Origin of the sequence: Streptomyces sp. NPDC058401, from assembly GCF_042722885.1 — a bacterium.
Classification (GTDB): Bacteria; Actinomycetota; Actinomycetes; order Streptomycetales; family Streptomycetaceae; genus Streptomyces.
In genome coordinates this window covers 1-15165 of record NZ_JBHXKA010000008.1, presented here as the reverse complement: position 1 = coordinate 15165, position 15165 = coordinate 1, and the positions used below count along the sequence as shown (strand labels likewise).

Annotated in this window: 12 protein-coding genes; 9 read left to right on the top strand and 3 right to left on the bottom strand. The window is 71.5% G+C overall.

What is annotated here, in order from left to right; genetic code table 11:
- The first annotated feature begins 58 nt into the window (after positions 1-58).
- Entirely contained in the window at positions 59-1528 is a 1470-nt protein-coding gene (locus ACFWNV_RS04620) for a S28 family serine protease (protein WP_383940423.1), read from the top strand.
- A gap of 45 nt (positions 1529-1573) precedes the next feature.
- Here ACFWNV_RS04620 and ACFWNV_RS04615 read toward each other — a convergent pair whose 3' ends face one another.
- Entirely contained in the window at positions 1574-3454 is a 1881-nt protein-coding gene (locus ACFWNV_RS04615) for a glycoside hydrolase family 3 protein (RefSeq protein WP_383940421.1), read from the bottom strand.
- Positions 3455-3464: 10 nt separating this feature from the next.
- The gene (locus ACFWNV_RS04610) at positions 3465-4421 is read right to left on the bottom strand and encodes a LysR family transcriptional regulator (RefSeq protein ID WP_383940418.1); all 957 of its coding nucleotides are present in this window, start codon (positions 4419-4421) and stop codon (positions 3465-3467) included.
- A gap of 108 nt (positions 4422-4529) precedes the next feature.
- Between ACFWNV_RS04610 and ACFWNV_RS04605 the strand changes: the two genes are divergently transcribed.
- Positions 4530-5525, top strand: a complete 996-nt coding sequence (locus tag ACFWNV_RS04605) for an EamA family transporter (protein ID WP_383940415.1) — start codon at positions 4530-4532, stop codon at positions 5523-5525.
- 27 nt (positions 5526-5552) lie between these two features.
- Here the strand turns inward: ACFWNV_RS04605 and ACFWNV_RS04600 are convergent, their stop codons facing one another.
- Positions 5553-6428: a helix-turn-helix transcriptional regulator gene (locus tag ACFWNV_RS04600; protein ID WP_383940413.1), complete on the bottom strand. Its 876-nt coding sequence runs from the start codon at positions 6426-6428 to the stop codon at positions 5553-5555.
- Positions 6429-6829: 401 nt separating this feature from the next.
- Between ACFWNV_RS04600 and ACFWNV_RS04595 the strand changes: the two genes are divergently transcribed.
- The 7 genes from ACFWNV_RS04595 to ACFWNV_RS04565 all read left to right on the top strand — a co-directional run bounded on the left by ACFWNV_RS04595 (position 6830) and on the right by ACFWNV_RS04565 (position 15038).
- Positions 6830-7633 (top strand): hypothetical protein, encoded by an 804-nt coding sequence (locus ACFWNV_RS04595; RefSeq protein ID WP_383940410.1) that lies wholly within the window; start codon positions 6830-6832, stop codon positions 7631-7633.
- A 185-nt stretch (positions 7634-7818) separates the two neighbouring features.
- A complete protein-coding gene (locus ACFWNV_RS04590) occupies positions 7819-8400 on the top strand; it encodes a GNAT family N-acetyltransferase (RefSeq protein WP_383940407.1) in 582 nt (193 codons plus the stop codon).
- A gap of 333 nt (positions 8401-8733) precedes the next feature.
- Positions 8734-9318 carry a cysteine hydrolase family protein gene (locus ACFWNV_RS04585; RefSeq protein ID WP_383940405.1) on the top strand — a complete coding sequence of 195 codons (585 nt, stop codon included), beginning with the start codon at positions 8734-8736 and terminating at the stop codon, positions 9316-9318.
- Between the two features lie 43 nt (positions 9319-9361).
- Positions 9362-10387, top strand: coding sequence for a hydrogenase expression/formation protein HypE (hypE, locus tag ACFWNV_RS04580; RefSeq protein ID WP_383940402.1), 1026 nt, complete (start codon positions 9362-9364; stop codon positions 10385-10387).
- Positions 10388-10409: 22 nt separating this feature from the next.
- The gene (gene hypF, locus ACFWNV_RS04575) at positions 10410-12890 is read left to right on the top strand and encodes a carbamoyltransferase HypF (RefSeq protein WP_383940399.1); all 2481 of its coding nucleotides are present in this window, start codon (positions 10410-10412) and stop codon (positions 12888-12890) included.
- Positions 12887-14221 carry a diaminobutyrate--2-oxoglutarate transaminase family protein gene (locus tag ACFWNV_RS04570; RefSeq protein ID WP_383940396.1) on the top strand — a complete coding sequence of 445 codons (1335 nt, stop codon included), beginning with the start codon at positions 12887-12889 and terminating at the stop codon, positions 14219-14221. The genes hypF and ACFWNV_RS04570 overlap by 4 nt, the downstream gene beginning before the upstream one ends.
- 100 nt (positions 14222-14321) lie before the next feature.
- Positions 14322-15038, top strand: a complete 717-nt coding sequence (locus ACFWNV_RS04565; protein ID WP_383940393.1) for a hypothetical protein — start codon at positions 14322-14324, stop codon at positions 15036-15038.
- The last annotated feature ends 127 nt before the right edge of the window (positions 15039-15165 follow it).

The following is a 15165-nucleotide window of genomic DNA, read 5'->3' as shown; positions in this document are numbered from 1 at the left end:
GCCGCGTGTTCCCCCGGCTAGGTTCACGGCGACCGATGTGAACTCATGGGGAGTGTGAATGCGCAAGAAGCTCGGATGGCTGCTGTCGCTCGCGGTGCTGATCGGCACCGTGGGTGCGGCCGGCACCACGGCGCAAGCGGCCACCGCCGCGGAACCGTCCGCCGTCACGGATGCCACCGCCACGGATGCCAAGGCCGCCACGGAAGACATCAAGGACCGGATCCTCGCGATCCCCGGGATGAGCCTGATCGAGGAGAAGCCGTACCCCGGCTACCGCTTCTTCGTCCTGAACTACGAGCAGCCGGTCGACCACCGCGCTCCGTGGAAGGGCACCTTCAAGCAGCGCCTGACCCTGCTGCACAAGGACGTCACGCGGCCCACGGTGTTCTTCACCTCCGGCTACAACGTGAACACCAGCCCGCGCCGCAGCGAGCCGACGACCATAGTCGACGGCAACCAGGTGTCGCTGGAGTACCGATTCTTCACCCCGTCCCGCCCCGACCCCGCCAACTGGGCGAACCTGGACATCTGGCAGGCCGCCAGTGACCAGCACCGCATCTTCACCGCCCTGAAGAAGGTCTACAAGAAGAACTGGCTCGCCACGGGCGGCAGCAAGGGCGGCATGACCGCCACCTACTTCGAGCGCTTCTACCCGCGCGACATGGACGGCGTCGTCGCGTACGTCGCCCCCAACGACGTGGTGAACAAGGAGGACTCGGCCTACGACCGGTTCTTCGCCAAGGTCGGCACCAAGGAGTGCCGCGACAGGCTGAACGCGGTGCAGCGCGAGGCGCTCGTGCGCCGCGCGCCGCTGGAGGCCAAGTACGCGGCCGCCGCCGCCGAGAACGGCTGGACCTTCACCACCGTCGGCAACCTCGACAAGGCCTACGAGGCCGTCGTGCTCGACTACGTGTGGGCCTTCTGGCAGTACAGCCTGCTCGCCGACTGCGCCACCATCCCGGCCGCGGCCACCGCGACCGACCAGGAGATCTGGGACACCATCGACACGATCTCCGGCTTCTCGGCCTACGCCGACCAGGGCCTGGAGACGTACACCCCGTACTACTACCAGGCGGGCACCCAGCTCGGTTCCCCCGACATCAAGCAGCCCCACCTGGGCAACCTGAGCCGCTACGGCTACCAGCCGCCGCGCAGCTTCGTGCCCCGCGACATCCCGATGACCTTCCAGCCGGCCGCGATGCGGGACGTGGACACCTGGGTGAAGAACAACGCGAACCAGATGCTCTTCGTCTACGGACAGAACGACCCGTGGGGTGCCGAACCGTTCCACCTCGGCTACGGGGCCCGCGACAGCTACGTGATGACCGCTCCGGGCGCCAACCACGGGGCCAACGTCGCCAAGCTGATGGACGCCGAGAAGGCGCTGGCCACCGAGAAGATCCTCAAGTGGGCCGGAGTGGCCCCGGCCGCCGCGCCCGGCGCCGCAGCGAAGGCCGCGCCGCTGGCGAAGCCGGACGCGCAGCTCGACCAGCGCGACATCGAGCGCGAGCCGATGCTGCGCCCGTAGCTCCGCAGGAGGACCCGGCAGTGGGCCGCGGGAGGGCTGCGGGGACTACCCGTACGCCAGCCCGTGGCCCAGCGGGTAGCGGCCCGGCACCGGGACGGGCAGCCGCCCGGTGGGCCGTACGGTCCCGGTGAGCACCCGGGCCGCCGCCCGCAGCTCCGCGTCCGACCAGGTGTACGTGGCCAGTTCGGCCGCGCAGGCCGGCAGCCGGGCCGGGTCGTAGGGATTGCGGATCGCGACCAGGACCACCGGCACCCCGGTGGCCAGCAGCCCCGTGACCAGCTCGCGCTGCGGGCTCTCGCCCTCGGGGACGTTGTACGTGCACACCAGCACGGCCGCGTTGCCGGGGGCGGCCGCCACCGCGCGGCCGGGCGGCAGGGCCGTGGCCCGGCAGCCCAGCGCGGACAGCTCCCGGGCCAGTACCGCGGTGGGGGGTCCCGTCGTACCCGTGGGGGAGAGCGGGTCGGCCCCGGTGACCAGGAGCAGCGGCCGGTCCGCCGGATCCAGCGGCAGCAGCCCCACCGGATTGGCCAGCAGGGTCGTCGTACGGTCCGCGATCTCCCCGGCGGCCGCCAGGTGGGCGGGGGTGCCGACCGTCGCGTCCACCGCGTCCATCGCCCGGGCCGGGTCCGTGCTCGTCGCGTCCCGCGCCGCCGCGTCGAACAGGCCCCGGCGGGCCTTCAGTTCCAGGATCCGCAGCACCGACTCCTCGATCCGGGCCCGGGTCAGCTCGCCCGACTCCACGGCCGCCAGCACGCTGCGGACGGCCAGCCCCAGGTCCGGCGGGTTCAGCAGCTGGTCGCAGCCCGCCTTCAGGGCCAGCACCGGGACCCGGTCGTCCCCGTACTTCTGGCGGACCCCGGCCATGTCGAGGGCGTCGGTCACCACCACCCCGCGGAAGCCGAGGCGTTCGCGCAGGATCCCGGTGACGATCGGCCGCGAGAGGGTCGCCGGATCACCCGAGGGGTCGAGCGCGGGGAAGACGATGTGCGCCGTCATCACCACGTCGACGCCCGCCTCCACGGCCGCCCGGAACGGCGGCTCGTCCAGCTCCTCCCACCGCTCCCGGGTGTGGGTCATCAGCGGCAGCCCCACGTGGCTGTCCGTGCCGGTGTCCCCGTGCCCCGGGAAGTGCTTCGCCGTGGCGGCCACCCCGGCCCCCTGGTAGCCGCGGACCTGGGCCGCGACCAGGGCCGCCACCGCCTGCGGGTCGGCGCCGAAGGACCGTACGCCGATGACCGGGTTGGCGGGATCCACGTTGACGTCGGCCACCGGGGCGTAGTTGTGCCGGATGCCCATGGCGGCCAGCTCGGCGCCCGCGATGCGCGCGGCCCGGCGGGCCTCGGCGGTGGAACCGCCGGCCCCCTGGGCCAGGGCTCCCAGCGCCATGGCCCCGGGGAGCAGGGTCGCGGGCCGGCCCACGCGGGCCACTGCGCCGTGCTCCTGGTCGATGGAGAGCAGCAGCGGGACGCCCGCGACCCCGTCCACGGGGGCCGTGGCCGCCCGCTGGAGCCCGGCCGACAGCTCGGCGATCTGGCGCGGGGAGCGGGTGTTGTGCGCCCAGCCGAAGTAGACGATTCCGCCGAGGTGGTAGCGGGCGACCAGCTCGGCGGGGGTGCGCACCCCGAACGCCTGCTGGTTGAGCGCCGCGTCCTCGGCGTCGGGCGCGGTCGCCGCGTGCCCGTACACCCGCGACACGAAGAGCTGCCCGACCAGTTGGGCCAGGCCCATCCGCTCCACCGTCTCGCGCGGCCGGACCCGGGGGGCGGCGGAGCGCCCCGGCGGGCGGTCGCCCGGCCGGGAGTCGTCGGGGGCCGGTCCGGCCGGCTCCCGGGCGGAGCCCACCGCGGCGGACGCGGCCCCCGCGGCGGTGACGGCGGCGACGGCGGCCACGGTGAGCAGGGTCCGGCGGGAGGCGTGGTTCGGCACGCGCCGGACGCTACTGCGGGGCGGGGCCTTCGGGGCGGGGGACACTCGCGGAGTCCCCCGGACGGGGGGCGACCCGGGGCCAGTGTTCGCGCAGGGTCCGTACGGCCTCGGTGATCGCGGGCCGCCGGGCGGCCCCGGTCCGCCACAGGGCGTACAACCGGCGTACGGGGCCCGGCTCCAGCGGTACGGCCACCGCGCCGGGCGGCAGCGTCCCGGTGCCCAGCCGCGGTACGACGGCCACCCCGAGCCCGGCGGCGACCAGCGAGACGATGGTGTGGTTCTCCTCGGCGACGTGCGTGATGTCGGGCTCGAACCCGGCCGTGCGCAGGGTCCGTACGAGCCAGTCGTGGCAGACCCGGCCGGGCGGCTGGCACACCCAGCGCTGACCGCCCAGGTCGGAGCGGTGGATGACCTCGCGGGAGGTGAAGGGGTGCCCGGCGGGCACCACCAGGTCGCAGCGGTCGTCCCCGATCACCGCCTGCTCCACGCCCTCGGGGGCGGGCAGCGGGGCGATGTCCCAGTCGTGGGTGACCGCCAGGTCGGTGACCCCGCGCGAGACCAGGTCCATCGACAGGTGCGGGTTGATCTCCGTGAGCCGTACTTCCAGCGCCGGGTGACGGTGGGCCAGGTCCGCGAGGACCCCGGGGAGCAGGCCGCGGGCGGCCGAGGCGAAGGCGGCGACCCGCAGCCGGCCGACGGGCTGGCCGCGGGACTCCTCCAGCGCGGTCTCGGCCTGCTCCGAGATGTCCATCAGCTGCTGGGCCGTCGCGGCCAGCAGTTTGGCCTCCTCGGTGAGGGCGACCCCGCGGCCGTGGCGTTCGAGCAGGGTGGTTCGGGTCTCCCGTTCCAGCTTGGCGATCTGCTGGGAGACGGCGGAGGGGGTGTACCCGAGGGCGGCCGCGGCGGCGCCGACCGAGCCGTGGACGGAGACGGCGTGCAGGGCGCGGAGCCGGGAAAGGTCGAGCATGCCAGGCAGCTTAGGGGGCGGTTGGCACGGCTGGATGAAGCAACGCTACATCCGACCCTGAAGACATCTGCGCTAGTGCTAAATGGTTGAGGAGCGGATGCTCGGAGCATGCGACCCATTCACACCGCCCTCGCGGTTCTCGTAGCCGCGGTCTGGGGTTTCAACTTCGTCGTCATCGAGTTCGGGCTCGGATCGTTCCCGCCGCTGCTGCTGTCCGCCCTGCGCTTCCTGGTCGCGGCCCTGCCGGCGGTGTTCTTCGTCGGGCGGCCCAAGGTGGCATGGAAGTGGATCATCGCGGTCGGGGTGGTCCTCGGCATCGCGAAGTTCGGCCTGCTGTTCTCCGGGATGGCCAACGGGATGCCCGCCGGGCTGTCCTCGCTGGTGCTCCAGGCGCAGGCGGTGTTCACGGCCGTGTTCGCGGCCGTCGTCCTCAAGGAGCGGCCGGGCCGGCTGCGGATCGCGGGCATGGCCGTGGCCTTCACGGGCATCGCCGTGGCCGCCGTCGACGAGGGCGCCTCCGGGCCGGTGCTGGGCTTCACGATGGTGATCGCGGCCGCCGCGTGCTGGGGCGTGTCCAACGTGCTGACCCGCAAGGCGTCCCCGCCCGACGCGCTCAACTTCATGGTGTGGGTGAGCGTGGTGCCGGTGCTCCCGCTGGCCGGACTGTCGCTGCTGATCGAGGGCCCCGAGCGGGACCTGGCGGCACTGCGCGGGCTCGACTGGAGCGGGGTCGGGGTCATCGTGTACCTCGCCTGGATCACCACGGTGTTCGGCTTCGGGGCGTGGGGGTTCCTGCTGCGCACCTATCCCGCCTCCTCGGTGGCGCCCTTCTCGCTGCTGGTACCGGTCTTCGGGATGAGCTCGGCGGCCCTGGTGCTGGGGGAGCAAGTGAGCGGGCTGCGCTGGGTGGCGGCCGTCCTGCTGGTCGGCGGGGTGGCGGTGACCTCGCTGGTCCCCTCGAAGCCCCGGCCGGTGGCGGCGCGGCCGGCGGACGGGCCGGAGCCCGCGCTGGTGGCCGCGCCCGAGGCCGGGGGCGATGCCCCGGTGGTGGCCGTGTCCGGCGCCGCCGTGGAGGTTCCGCTTCCGGCAGCGGGCGGCCGCTAGCCGCCGCCCGCTCCGGCTCCCGGCAGGTCAGACGCCGTTGAAGGGCTCCTTCGCCAGCAGGTATCCGGCGTGGAGCCGGTTGCGGGCGCCGATGCTCTTCATGATGTTCGCAATGTGACGTTGACAATTGCGCAAAGAAATACCGACCACGTGGGCTATTCTGTTGTCCGATTCGCCCTGAATGAGCAGCGAAACGATGGTCTGCTGAATGTCGGAGGTAATCGCGGCCCGCGCCGATTGATCGTTTTCCGAGGTGAATTTCTCGGCCGCGCTCCAGGCCCTCTCGAAGGCCTCCGACAGGAACGAGACAAGGTGGCTATTTCTCGATACCGCCGCCCCGTGCGATCCGTCGGCGAGCGGGATGATCGCCACTTCCTTGTCGAAGATGATGCAGCGCGGAAAACCGCCGGCGAGCGTGCACACTTCCGCGCCGAGCGGTGTCACCCGCCCCACGAAGGACGCCGTGGCCGGGCTGAACCGGGCCGTGTGCTGGTAGAGGGTCCGCATGCGCACCCCCCGTCCCAGCAGGCGTTCGGTCCGCTCCAGGCTCTCGGCGAGCACCTCCTCGTCCCGGGCGCCGCCCGGCTGGGAGGTGAGCACCTCGGTGCGGCTGCCGTCCGCGAGCCCGGCGATGAGTTTGCGCACGTCGCCCAGGCCCGGTACGACCTCCAGTGAGGTGTCGTCCTGGACGTCGGCGGTCCTCATCGTCAACTCGTCTAACTCGCCGCGCAGTTGATCAATGAAGGTCTGGGTCTCGTTCAGGCTGTGCTGCGCCGGATTGAGGACCTTGATGCGCGCGTGCTCCACGGGGTACGGGGTGTAGATGCCCGTCACGGGGCACATGCTCAGCAGCCCCAGATCGTCGAGCGCGTCCGCCGCCTCCTGCACCTGCGCGGCGCTCATGTCCAGAGCCAGGGCCGCTGTTTCGCACGTTGTACCCGGTGTTCGGGTGACGAACCGGTAGAGACGGTCCCCGGCGTGGGTGAGCCGGGGCACTGTAAAAGGATGGACTTGTCTGATTGAGTTCAATTCATCCCCCTGTCATGTTTTCGCCAGCGGCAACATGATCCCAGAAAGGGATGGCTCCGGATGTCGTCGAACGGACAGGATGATGCCGAAGCTGATCCGGACCGCAAGACATCTTGAGGGGCAGGCAAGCATGCCACGTATAGCGAGTTTCCTCATCGCCATTGCGGCAACTTTCGCCGTGACCGTCTTCCTCGCCCCGTCGACGAGTGGTGCGGCGAACCTCGCCGGCGCCACTGGTCCGGGTCAGGTAGTCAACGATCTCGGCTGGGGATGAGATGCCTCGTAGTAAGTCGTACAACACGTACTCCAACCTGCAGCGCCCTGAGTTCCGCAAGCGCGTCGACGAGCTCCTGCTGAAGTTCGAGCGGGACTTCTACGAGCGCAGCGCGGGCGCCGACGGGATGCTCGACAAGGAGAAGTTCGACCTCGAGCTGTACAAGCGGCACAACGTCGAGACGATGATCCGGATCGGCCTCAAGCGTGCCGTCGACCCGCTCATCGCCAACTACTGGGCCACCCGGGACCCGCAGCTCTGCAAGGAGTGGGGCCTGTACGGCGCGGAAGAGGGCCGCCACGACCGCATGTTCGCCGGCGACCTGCACAAGGTCGGCATGACGGACGAGGAGATCTACGCGATCCGTCCGACCTTCGCCACCGAGCTGCTCAACGGGTACTTCTACTACACGATGGCCACGGAGGGTCCGCTGGCCGCGATGATCAGCGGGTTCTACCTGGAGTACATCGCGGGCAAGACCCAGCCCGACTGGCTCGACATCATGGAGCAGCACGTCGGCGCCGACAAGACCAAGGGCGCCCGCGCCCACCTGGCCCTGGACGACGACGACGACCACGTCGACATGGTCTGGAACCTGATCATGCGCATCATCAAGGACGAGGCCGACGAGGAGCGCTTCGTCGGGCACCTCATCAAGATCAACTCGCTGTTCGTGTCCTACTTCGTCGAGGTCTACGCGGCCACCGTGCTCGGTGCCGGCGCGGACGCCTCGCTGCTGACCCAGGCCGCACCGGCCGCCGCCGTACAGACCAACCTGCAGACGAAGGCCACCGTTTCGGTCTGACCGACCGGCCCACACCTGCCGGCGACGCCCTGAAGAGCCGCGAGGCCGAAGGGCGGTAGGGCCGACACCCCCGCAGTCCGGCGATCCCGGGCATTGCGTTCCAGATGTGCCGCGCCGCCCCCTCGGGGGCAGCGCCGCGATGTCCGGGGTCCGGCTGCTCCACCGTCTACTCACCAAGGAAGACGATGCATTATTCATGGCCGCGCGAACTGTCCGAACAGGACATGCGCGAAATGATCGAACTGATGGACGCCGTCGCGGTCAAGGAGATGACCCTCGGCTTCTACGAACCCGTGGGACTGGAGAAGGGCCTGCCCCTGATGCGGGCCTTCGAGGCCGACCTGCGCAAGGGCGCCGTCGACCTCCTCCACGTCCGCACCGACGAAGGCCGCATCGTCGGCATGGTGACGCTCGCCCGGGCCCCGCTGCCCGCCCGGCGCCACATCGTCGAAATGCGCCGCTGCGTCGTGGCCCCCGACTACCGCGGGCAGTTCCTGCTCGAAGGCTGGGCCGAGGCCCTGCGCAAGGTCGGCGAGATGGGCTGCGACGTCATCACGCTCGAAGTCCGCGACGACGGCCCCTCCGTGCTCTGGCAGCGCCTGGGCTTCCGCGAATACGGCCGGCTGCCCGACTACGCCCGCGCCGACGGCCGCCCCGTCACCGGCTTCTACATGCACGCCCGGCTCGCCGACATCACGGACCACTTCGAGGCCACCGGCACCTGGCTGCACGAGCTCGAATCCGACCGCGTCGCGGTCGCGAGCTGACCGTTCCCCCTCCGTCCGACCTCCGTACCGGCAGGCCGCAGGCGTAGTACGCCGTACGCGCACCGCGCCCGAGGTACGTCCCGCGCACCCGCACCCGCGCCCCTCCCCACCGCCGCGCCGCCCCCGAGGCCGCGCAGGCCCCCCGCACCGAGCACGCCGTACGCCGTCCCGGGCCGACCCGCCCGTGCGGTACGGCCCTTCGCGGCCGACCGGCCGGTGCGACCCCGCTCACCCCGCTGAACCACCTCACCCCACCCACCGCCCGCCGGGGCGCACGCCGACGTGCGCCGGAACGGGCCCCGGGACCACACCACTTCACCGAAGGGCACAGCCATGTCCAAGATCGCCGTCCTGACCAACGACCTCCAGTACGAACTGGTCGAGAAGAACCCGGAGCGCGTCGCCGCCGTGGAGGCCGCGACCCCCCACTTCACCGGCTTCCTCGACGAGATGCGCAGCCGCGGCCACCACATCTTCCACCTCCAGCTCGTCAACGACCCGGAGGACCCGAACGCCGAGCGCTACGACGGCTACCTCCCGGTCCAGCGCGGCACCCACGGCGCCGACATCATCGAGGCCTTCCTGGCCCCCGAGGACGTCGTCATGGAGAAGAGCAAGGACTCGGGCTTCTACGAGACCGACCTGCACGAGCGCCTCCAGGCCCTCGGCGTGGACACCGTGCTGATCACCGGCATGCAGACGCAGATATGCGTCCAGACCACCGCCGCCGACGCCTTCTTCCGCGGCTACAACATCTGGGTCCCCTCCGACTGCGTCGTCTCGGCCCGGCTGGACGACAAGCAGCGCGCCCTGGACTGGCTGGAGGGCTACTGCGCCACGGTCAGCGACTCCACCGAGGTCATCAAGGTCCTCGACGCCGAGGGCGGGCTGCCCCGCAAGAACATCAAGACCCCGTGACCACGCCCCTCCCCGCAACGACCCGTTCCAGAAAGGAACCGGCATGACCACGAGCGTGGATCCCACCGAATTCATCGTCCTCGACCACGGCACCGGCGCGAAGCTCAGCCAGGACCTCCTCCAGGTGATCGCCGCGACCCTCGGCGACGTCTACATCGGCATCATGGAGGACAGCGCGATCCTCAAGATCGAGGGCGACCGCATCGCGATGACCACCGACTCCTTCGTGGTCGACCCGCCGTTCTTCGGCAACGGGGACATCGGGAAGATCGCGGTCTGCGGCACGGTCAACGACCTGGCCGTGGCCGGCGCCCGGCCCAAGTACCTCACCCTCGGGATGATCCTGGAGACCGGGCTCCCCATAGCCAAGCTGGTCCAGGCCCTGGAGTCGGTCCGCGACACCGCCCGCGAGGCCGGCGTACAGATCGTCGGCGGGGACACCAAGGTGGTCCGCAAGGGCGAGGCCGACCAGATCTACCTGAACACCGCGGGCGTCGGGGTCTTCGAGCGCGAGCCGCTCACCATGACCGACGTGCGCCCCGGCGACAAGGTGATCCTCAGCGGCCCCATCGGCAACCACACCGTGCACCTGCTCTCCATCCGCGAGGGGCTCGGCTTCGAGCAGCGCGTCGACAGCGACTGCGCCCCGCTCAACGGGCTCGTCGACACGGTCCTGTCGAACACGGTGCCCGGCGCCGTCCGCTCGATGCGCGACGTCACCCGCGGCGGCCTGACGGCCGTGCTCCACGAGTACGCCGGCAAGCTCGGCCGCACCATCCGCGTCACCCAGGACGACCTGCCCATCCAGCACGAGACGGCCATGGCCGCCGACATGCTCGGGATCAACCCGCTGCACTGCGCCAACGAGGGCTGCCTGGCGCTCTTCGTGGACCCGGCCGCCGAGGCCGAGGTACTGGCGGCCCTGCGCTCCCAGCCCTACGGCAAGGACGCGGTGACCATCGGCGAGGTCTCCGAGGACACCGAGGGTCTGGTGCTGCTGCGCGACGCGGACGGCCGCGAGACGCAGCTGGAGGAACTCCTCGGCGCCGAACTCCCCCGGCTCTGCTGAGAAAGGGACCGAGGAAACCGCCATGAGCAGCACCGAGCAGCAGACCGTCACGGAACGGCCCGACGGGACCGGCAGTGCCACCGGCGTCATCGGTGTCACCGGCGTCATCGGTGTCACCGGCGTCATCGGCGCCGACAGCGCCGACAGCGCCTTCGAGGAGTGGCGCATCCGCGTCACCGGCGTGGTCCAGGGCGTCGGCTACCGGCCGTTCGTCTACAAGCTGGCCCGTGAACTCGGCCTCTCCGGCTGGGTTCGCAACGACCCCGAAGGCGTGCTGGTGGAGGCGTGCGGACCGGTCGCCGCCCTGGAGGAGTTCGCGGCGGGCCTCAGCGGCCGCGCCCCCGAACTCGCCCGGGTGGACGAGGTCCGGCCGACCCGGGGACTGGACCGCGGCACCGTGCCCGCGGGCCCGTTCACCATCGTGCACAGCGAGCACACCGGAGCCCGGTCCGCGCTGCTCCCGGCGGACACCCACGTATGCGGCGACTGCCAGGCGGAACTTCGCGACCCGAAGGACCGCCGGCACCGCTACCCCTTCATCAACTGCACCAACTGCGGGCCCCGGTACTCCATCATCCAGGACCTGCCCTACGACCGTCCGATGACCACCATGGCCACCTTCACCATGTGTGCGGACTGCAAGGCCGAGTACGAGGACCCGATGGACCGGCGCTACCACGCGCAGCCCAACGCCTGCCCGGACTGCGGCCCCCGGCTGCTGCTCCAGGACCGCGAGGGGGGCACGGCCGAAGGGGACGAGGCCCTCCTGCGGGCCGCCCGGGTCCTGGCCGACGGCGGCATCGCGGCCATGAAGAGCGTCGGCGGCTTCCACCTCGTGGTGGACGCGACGAACGCCGAGGCCGTGGCCCTGCTGCGCAGCCGCAAGCGGCGCGACTCCAAGCCGTTCGCGGTGATGGTCCGCGACCTCACCACGGCGCAGGCCCTGGTGGAGCTCTCCGAAGCGGAGATCGACGTCCTGCGCTCGCCGGCCCGGCCCATCCTGCTGGCCCGCAAGCGCGCGGGCTCCCTCCCGGAGTCCGTGGCCCCGCGCAACCCCAACCTGGGGATCATGCTGCCCTCGGCACCCCACCACCACCTGCTGCTGGACGAGCCCGGCCTCGAAGCCCTCGTCGCCACCAGCGGCAACATCTCCGGCTACCCCATCGCCTACCGCAACGAGGAGGCCCTGGAGCAGCTCTTCGAGATCGCGGACGTGATCCTCTACCACGACCGCGACATCGAGATCCGCGTCGACGACTCGGTGGTCCGCCTCTCCGACCACCCCGAACTCGACGAGCCGCTGCTCCAGTTCATCCGGCGGGCCCGCGGCTACGCCCCCTACCCGGTGGACGTCGGCCGCGAGGTGGTCCCCGTGGTCGCCCTCGGCGCCGAACTGAAGACGACCGTCGCCCTCACCAACGGCTCCCAGGTCTTCCTCAGCCAGCACATCGGCGACCTCAAGAACGACGAGACCTTCGCCGCGCACCACCGCACCGCCCGGCACCTGGCGCAGCTGTACGCGCTCAAGCCGGAGGTCACCGCGCACGACATGCACCCGCAGTTCCGCTCCACCCGGGCGGCCCTGGACGACGACGGCACGGGCCCGGCGCTGCCCACCGTGGAAGTCCAGCACCACCACGCCCACATGGCCTCCTGCATGGCGGAGAACCACGTCACCGGCACCACCCTCGGCGTGATCTTCGACGGCTTCGGCTACGGCGAGGACGGCACGGTGTGGGGCGGGGAGTTCCTCCTCGGGGACTTCGCCGCCTACCGCCGGGTCGGCCGGATGCGCGGGCTCCCGCTGATCGGCGGCGACCAGGCCGTGCGCGAACCCATCCGCACCGGGTACGCACTGGCCCTGGACGCCTTCGACGGGGACGGGGACCGGGCCCTCGCCGGCTTCCCCGCCCTCGCCGCCCTCGACGCGCAGCGCCGCCAGGTCTTCGCGACGATGGCCGCCCGCGGGATCAACTCCCCGCCCACCTCCAGCATGGGCCGCCTCTTCGACGGGGCCGCCGCCCTCGCCGGGGTCTGCGCCAAGGCCGAGTACGAGGCCCAGGGCCCGATCGAGCTGGAGGGCCTGCTCGACCGCGATTCCACCCGCGAGCCGCAGGCCTCGTACCGCTTCGGGTCCTACGAGGCGGACGGGCTGACCGAGGTGGACCCGCGTCCCGTGGTCCGGGCCATGGCCGCGGACATCGCCGCCGGACTGCCCGTGGACCGGATCAGCCGCCGGTTCCACACGGCCGTCGTCGACATGGTGCGCGAGCGCTGCAAGGCCCTGCGGGAGGAGACCGGCGTCAACCAGGTCGCCCTCTCCGGAGGCGTGTTCCTCAACGAGTTCCTGCTGCTCAACTGTCTGACCGGGCTGACCGCCGACGGGTTCGACACCTATGTCCACCGGCTCGTTCCGACCAATGACGGAGGGATCGCCCTCGGACAGGTCATGGTCGCCGACGCCCGCTCACACCTGGGCAATCGAAGAGGAGTGACGACGTGACCACCCTCACGCCGGACGAGATGTACACCTTCGTCGAGGCGCGCGAATCGGGCGCCCGGACCTACGCCAACGCCTTCGGCAAGCTCCTCGCCGAAGGACACGGCGCACGCATCCGCGACGGGCACGGCCGCGAGTACCTGGACTGCCTCGCCGCGGCGGGCACCCTCGCCCTGGGGCACAACCACCCGGCCGTGCTGGCCGAGGTGGGGGAGTACCTCGCCTCCGGTCAGGTCCAGCAGGCACTGGACCTGACCACCCCCGCCAAGTACGAGTACCTCCGGGCGCTGTACGCGCAGCTGCCCGGAACCATGGCGGACACCTTCAAGACGCAGTTCTGCGGACCGGCGGGCACCGACGCCACCGAAGCCGCGATCAAGCTGTTCAAGATCGCCACCGGCCGCCGGACGGTGATCTCCTTCCACGGCGCCTACCACGGCATGACCGCGGGCGCCCTCGCCCTCACCGGCAACCTGGGCGCCAAGGAGTCCGTGCCCTCCCTCATGCCGGACGTCCACCACCTCCCCTACCCCTACGACTACCGCTGCCCCTTCGGCATCGGCGGCGAAGCGGGCATCCGGGCCGGCCTCACCTACATCGAGCGGCTGCTCACCGACCCGGAGAGCGGCATCACGAAGCCGGCCGCGGTCTTCGTCGAAGCGGTCCAGGGCGAGGGCGGGGTGATCCCGGCGCCGGCCGCCTGGCTGCGCGGACTGCGGGAGATCACCGCCCGGCTCGACATCCCGCTGGTCCTCGACGAGATCCAGGCCGGCTTCGGACGCACCGGCACCATGTGGGCCTTCGAGGAGTCCGGGATCGAACCGGACGCCGTCCTGGTGTCCAAGGCGGCCGGCGGCGGCTTCCCGCTGTCGCTCCTGCTCTACCACGGCAAGTACGACGCCTGGACGCCCGGAGCCCACGCGGGCACCTTCCGCGGCAACCAGATCGCCCTGGTCGCGGGACTCGCCGCCATGCGGGTCACCGAGTCCGAGGGACTGATCGAGAAGGCCGCCGCCAAGGGCAAGGTGATCGCCACCCTGCTCGGCCGGCTGGCCGCCGGCCACCCCGAGATCGGCCAGGTCCGCGGCCGGGGGCTGATGTGGGGCATCGAGATCGTCGACCCCGCGGGCCCGGCCGACCACCTCGGTTCGCTGCCCGCCGACGGGGCCCGGGCCAAGCGCATCAAGCGCGCCTGCCTGGACCACGGGCTGCTGCTGGAGAGCGGCGGCCGGCACGGCGCCGTGCTCCGGCTGCTCCCGCCACTGGTGATCACCGACGAGGAGATCCACGAGATGGCGGCGGCCCTGGAGAAAGCTCTGATCGACTGCGCCTGAGCCGGAGAAGCCGGTTCGGCACGGCAGAGCAAGGATCCACGGATCCACGGATCTGCGGATCCGCAGATCCGTGGATCCGCCAAGACTAAGGACACAGAACATGGCCACGGGAACGAACAGCGGCGGCGAGTGGCGGGTCGACTTCGACGCGGAGGTCGTCTTCAGCAACGGAGGCGCCCTGCAGATGCAGGGGTTCCGCCTGGACATCCCCGGCGACGACATCGCCGACGGGGAACTGGGCGAACTGATCGTCCGCCACCTCGGACTGCTGATGGTCGGCAGTACGAAGATCACCCGCCGGGAGCTGCTCCAGGAGCCGCACAAGGGCTCCCGCAACACCAGCTCGGCCGCACCGGTCCGCACCACGGCGGACCTGACCGGCCCCGCCACCCGGGCCGCCTGGCCGACGGGCCCGGGCGGCGCCGCACCGGGCCTGGCCGGCCTGGTGGACCTTCCCGTGGTCCTGGTCCGGCTCCTCGGAGCCGGACAGCCCGTCGCCGACCGGCTGGCGCTGGCGCCCTTCGACCTCGCGGGGCACGCCGTCGTCGTGCAGAGCGGCCGCGCGGCCGGCCCGTACCTCACCGAGGACGCCGTGGACCTGCTCGCCGAGCAGGGCGCACTCCTCGTCGCCACCGACAGCCGCGAGGGCAACGGGCCGGTGGCGGCGGCGCTCGCCGCCGCAGGCCTGCCCGCCCTCACGGGCCTGACCGGCCTGGACTCCCTCCCGGCGACCGGGGTCCGACTGCACGCCGTGCCCTTCCCCGGGCAGGACACCTCATTGATCAGGGTCTACGGAGTAACAGATGACCAGCACTGACCAAGCCGGCCTCCCACAGGCCGGTGCGGCGGCGGCCAACACCGCCCCCGCTGCACCCGCGCCGGCCCGGCGCCCCCCCAGGGAACTGGCCCCCCCCAACCTCCGCGCGGACGACGAGGCGGACGCC

Coding starts and splice junctions, on each gene's coding strand:
- ACFWNV_RS04620 (WP_383940423.1), top strand. CDS start 59: ATGCGCAAGAAGCTCGGATGGCTGCTGTCGCTCGCGGTGCTGATCGGC.
- ACFWNV_RS04610 (WP_383940418.1), bottom strand. CDS start 4,421: ATGCTCGACCTTTCCCGGCTCCGCGCCCTGCACGCCGTCTCCGTCCAC.
- ACFWNV_RS04605 (WP_383940415.1), top strand. CDS start 4,530: ATGCGACCCATTCACACCGCCCTCGCGGTTCTCGTAGCCGCGGTCTGG.
- ACFWNV_RS04600 (WP_383940413.1), bottom strand. CDS start 6,428: ATGAGCGCCGCGCAGGTGCAGGAGGCGGCGGACGCGCTCGACGATCTG.
- ACFWNV_RS04595 (WP_383940410.1), top strand. CDS start 6,830: ATGCCTCGTAGTAAGTCGTACAACACGTACTCCAACCTGCAGCGCCCT.
- ACFWNV_RS04590 (WP_383940407.1), top strand. CDS start 7,819: ATGCATTATTCATGGCCGCGCGAACTGTCCGAACAGGACATGCGCGAA.
- ACFWNV_RS04585 (WP_383940405.1), top strand. CDS start 8,734: ATGTCCAAGATCGCCGTCCTGACCAACGACCTCCAGTACGAACTGGTC.
- hypE (WP_383940402.1), top strand. CDS start 9,362: ATGACCACGAGCGTGGATCCCACCGAATTCATCGTCCTCGACCACGGC.
- hypF (WP_383940399.1), top strand. CDS start 10,410: ATGAGCAGCACCGAGCAGCAGACCGTCACGGAACGGCCCGACGGGACC.
- ACFWNV_RS04565 (WP_383940393.1), top strand. CDS start 14,322: ATGGCCACGGGAACGAACAGCGGCGGCGAGTGGCGGGTCGACTTCGAC.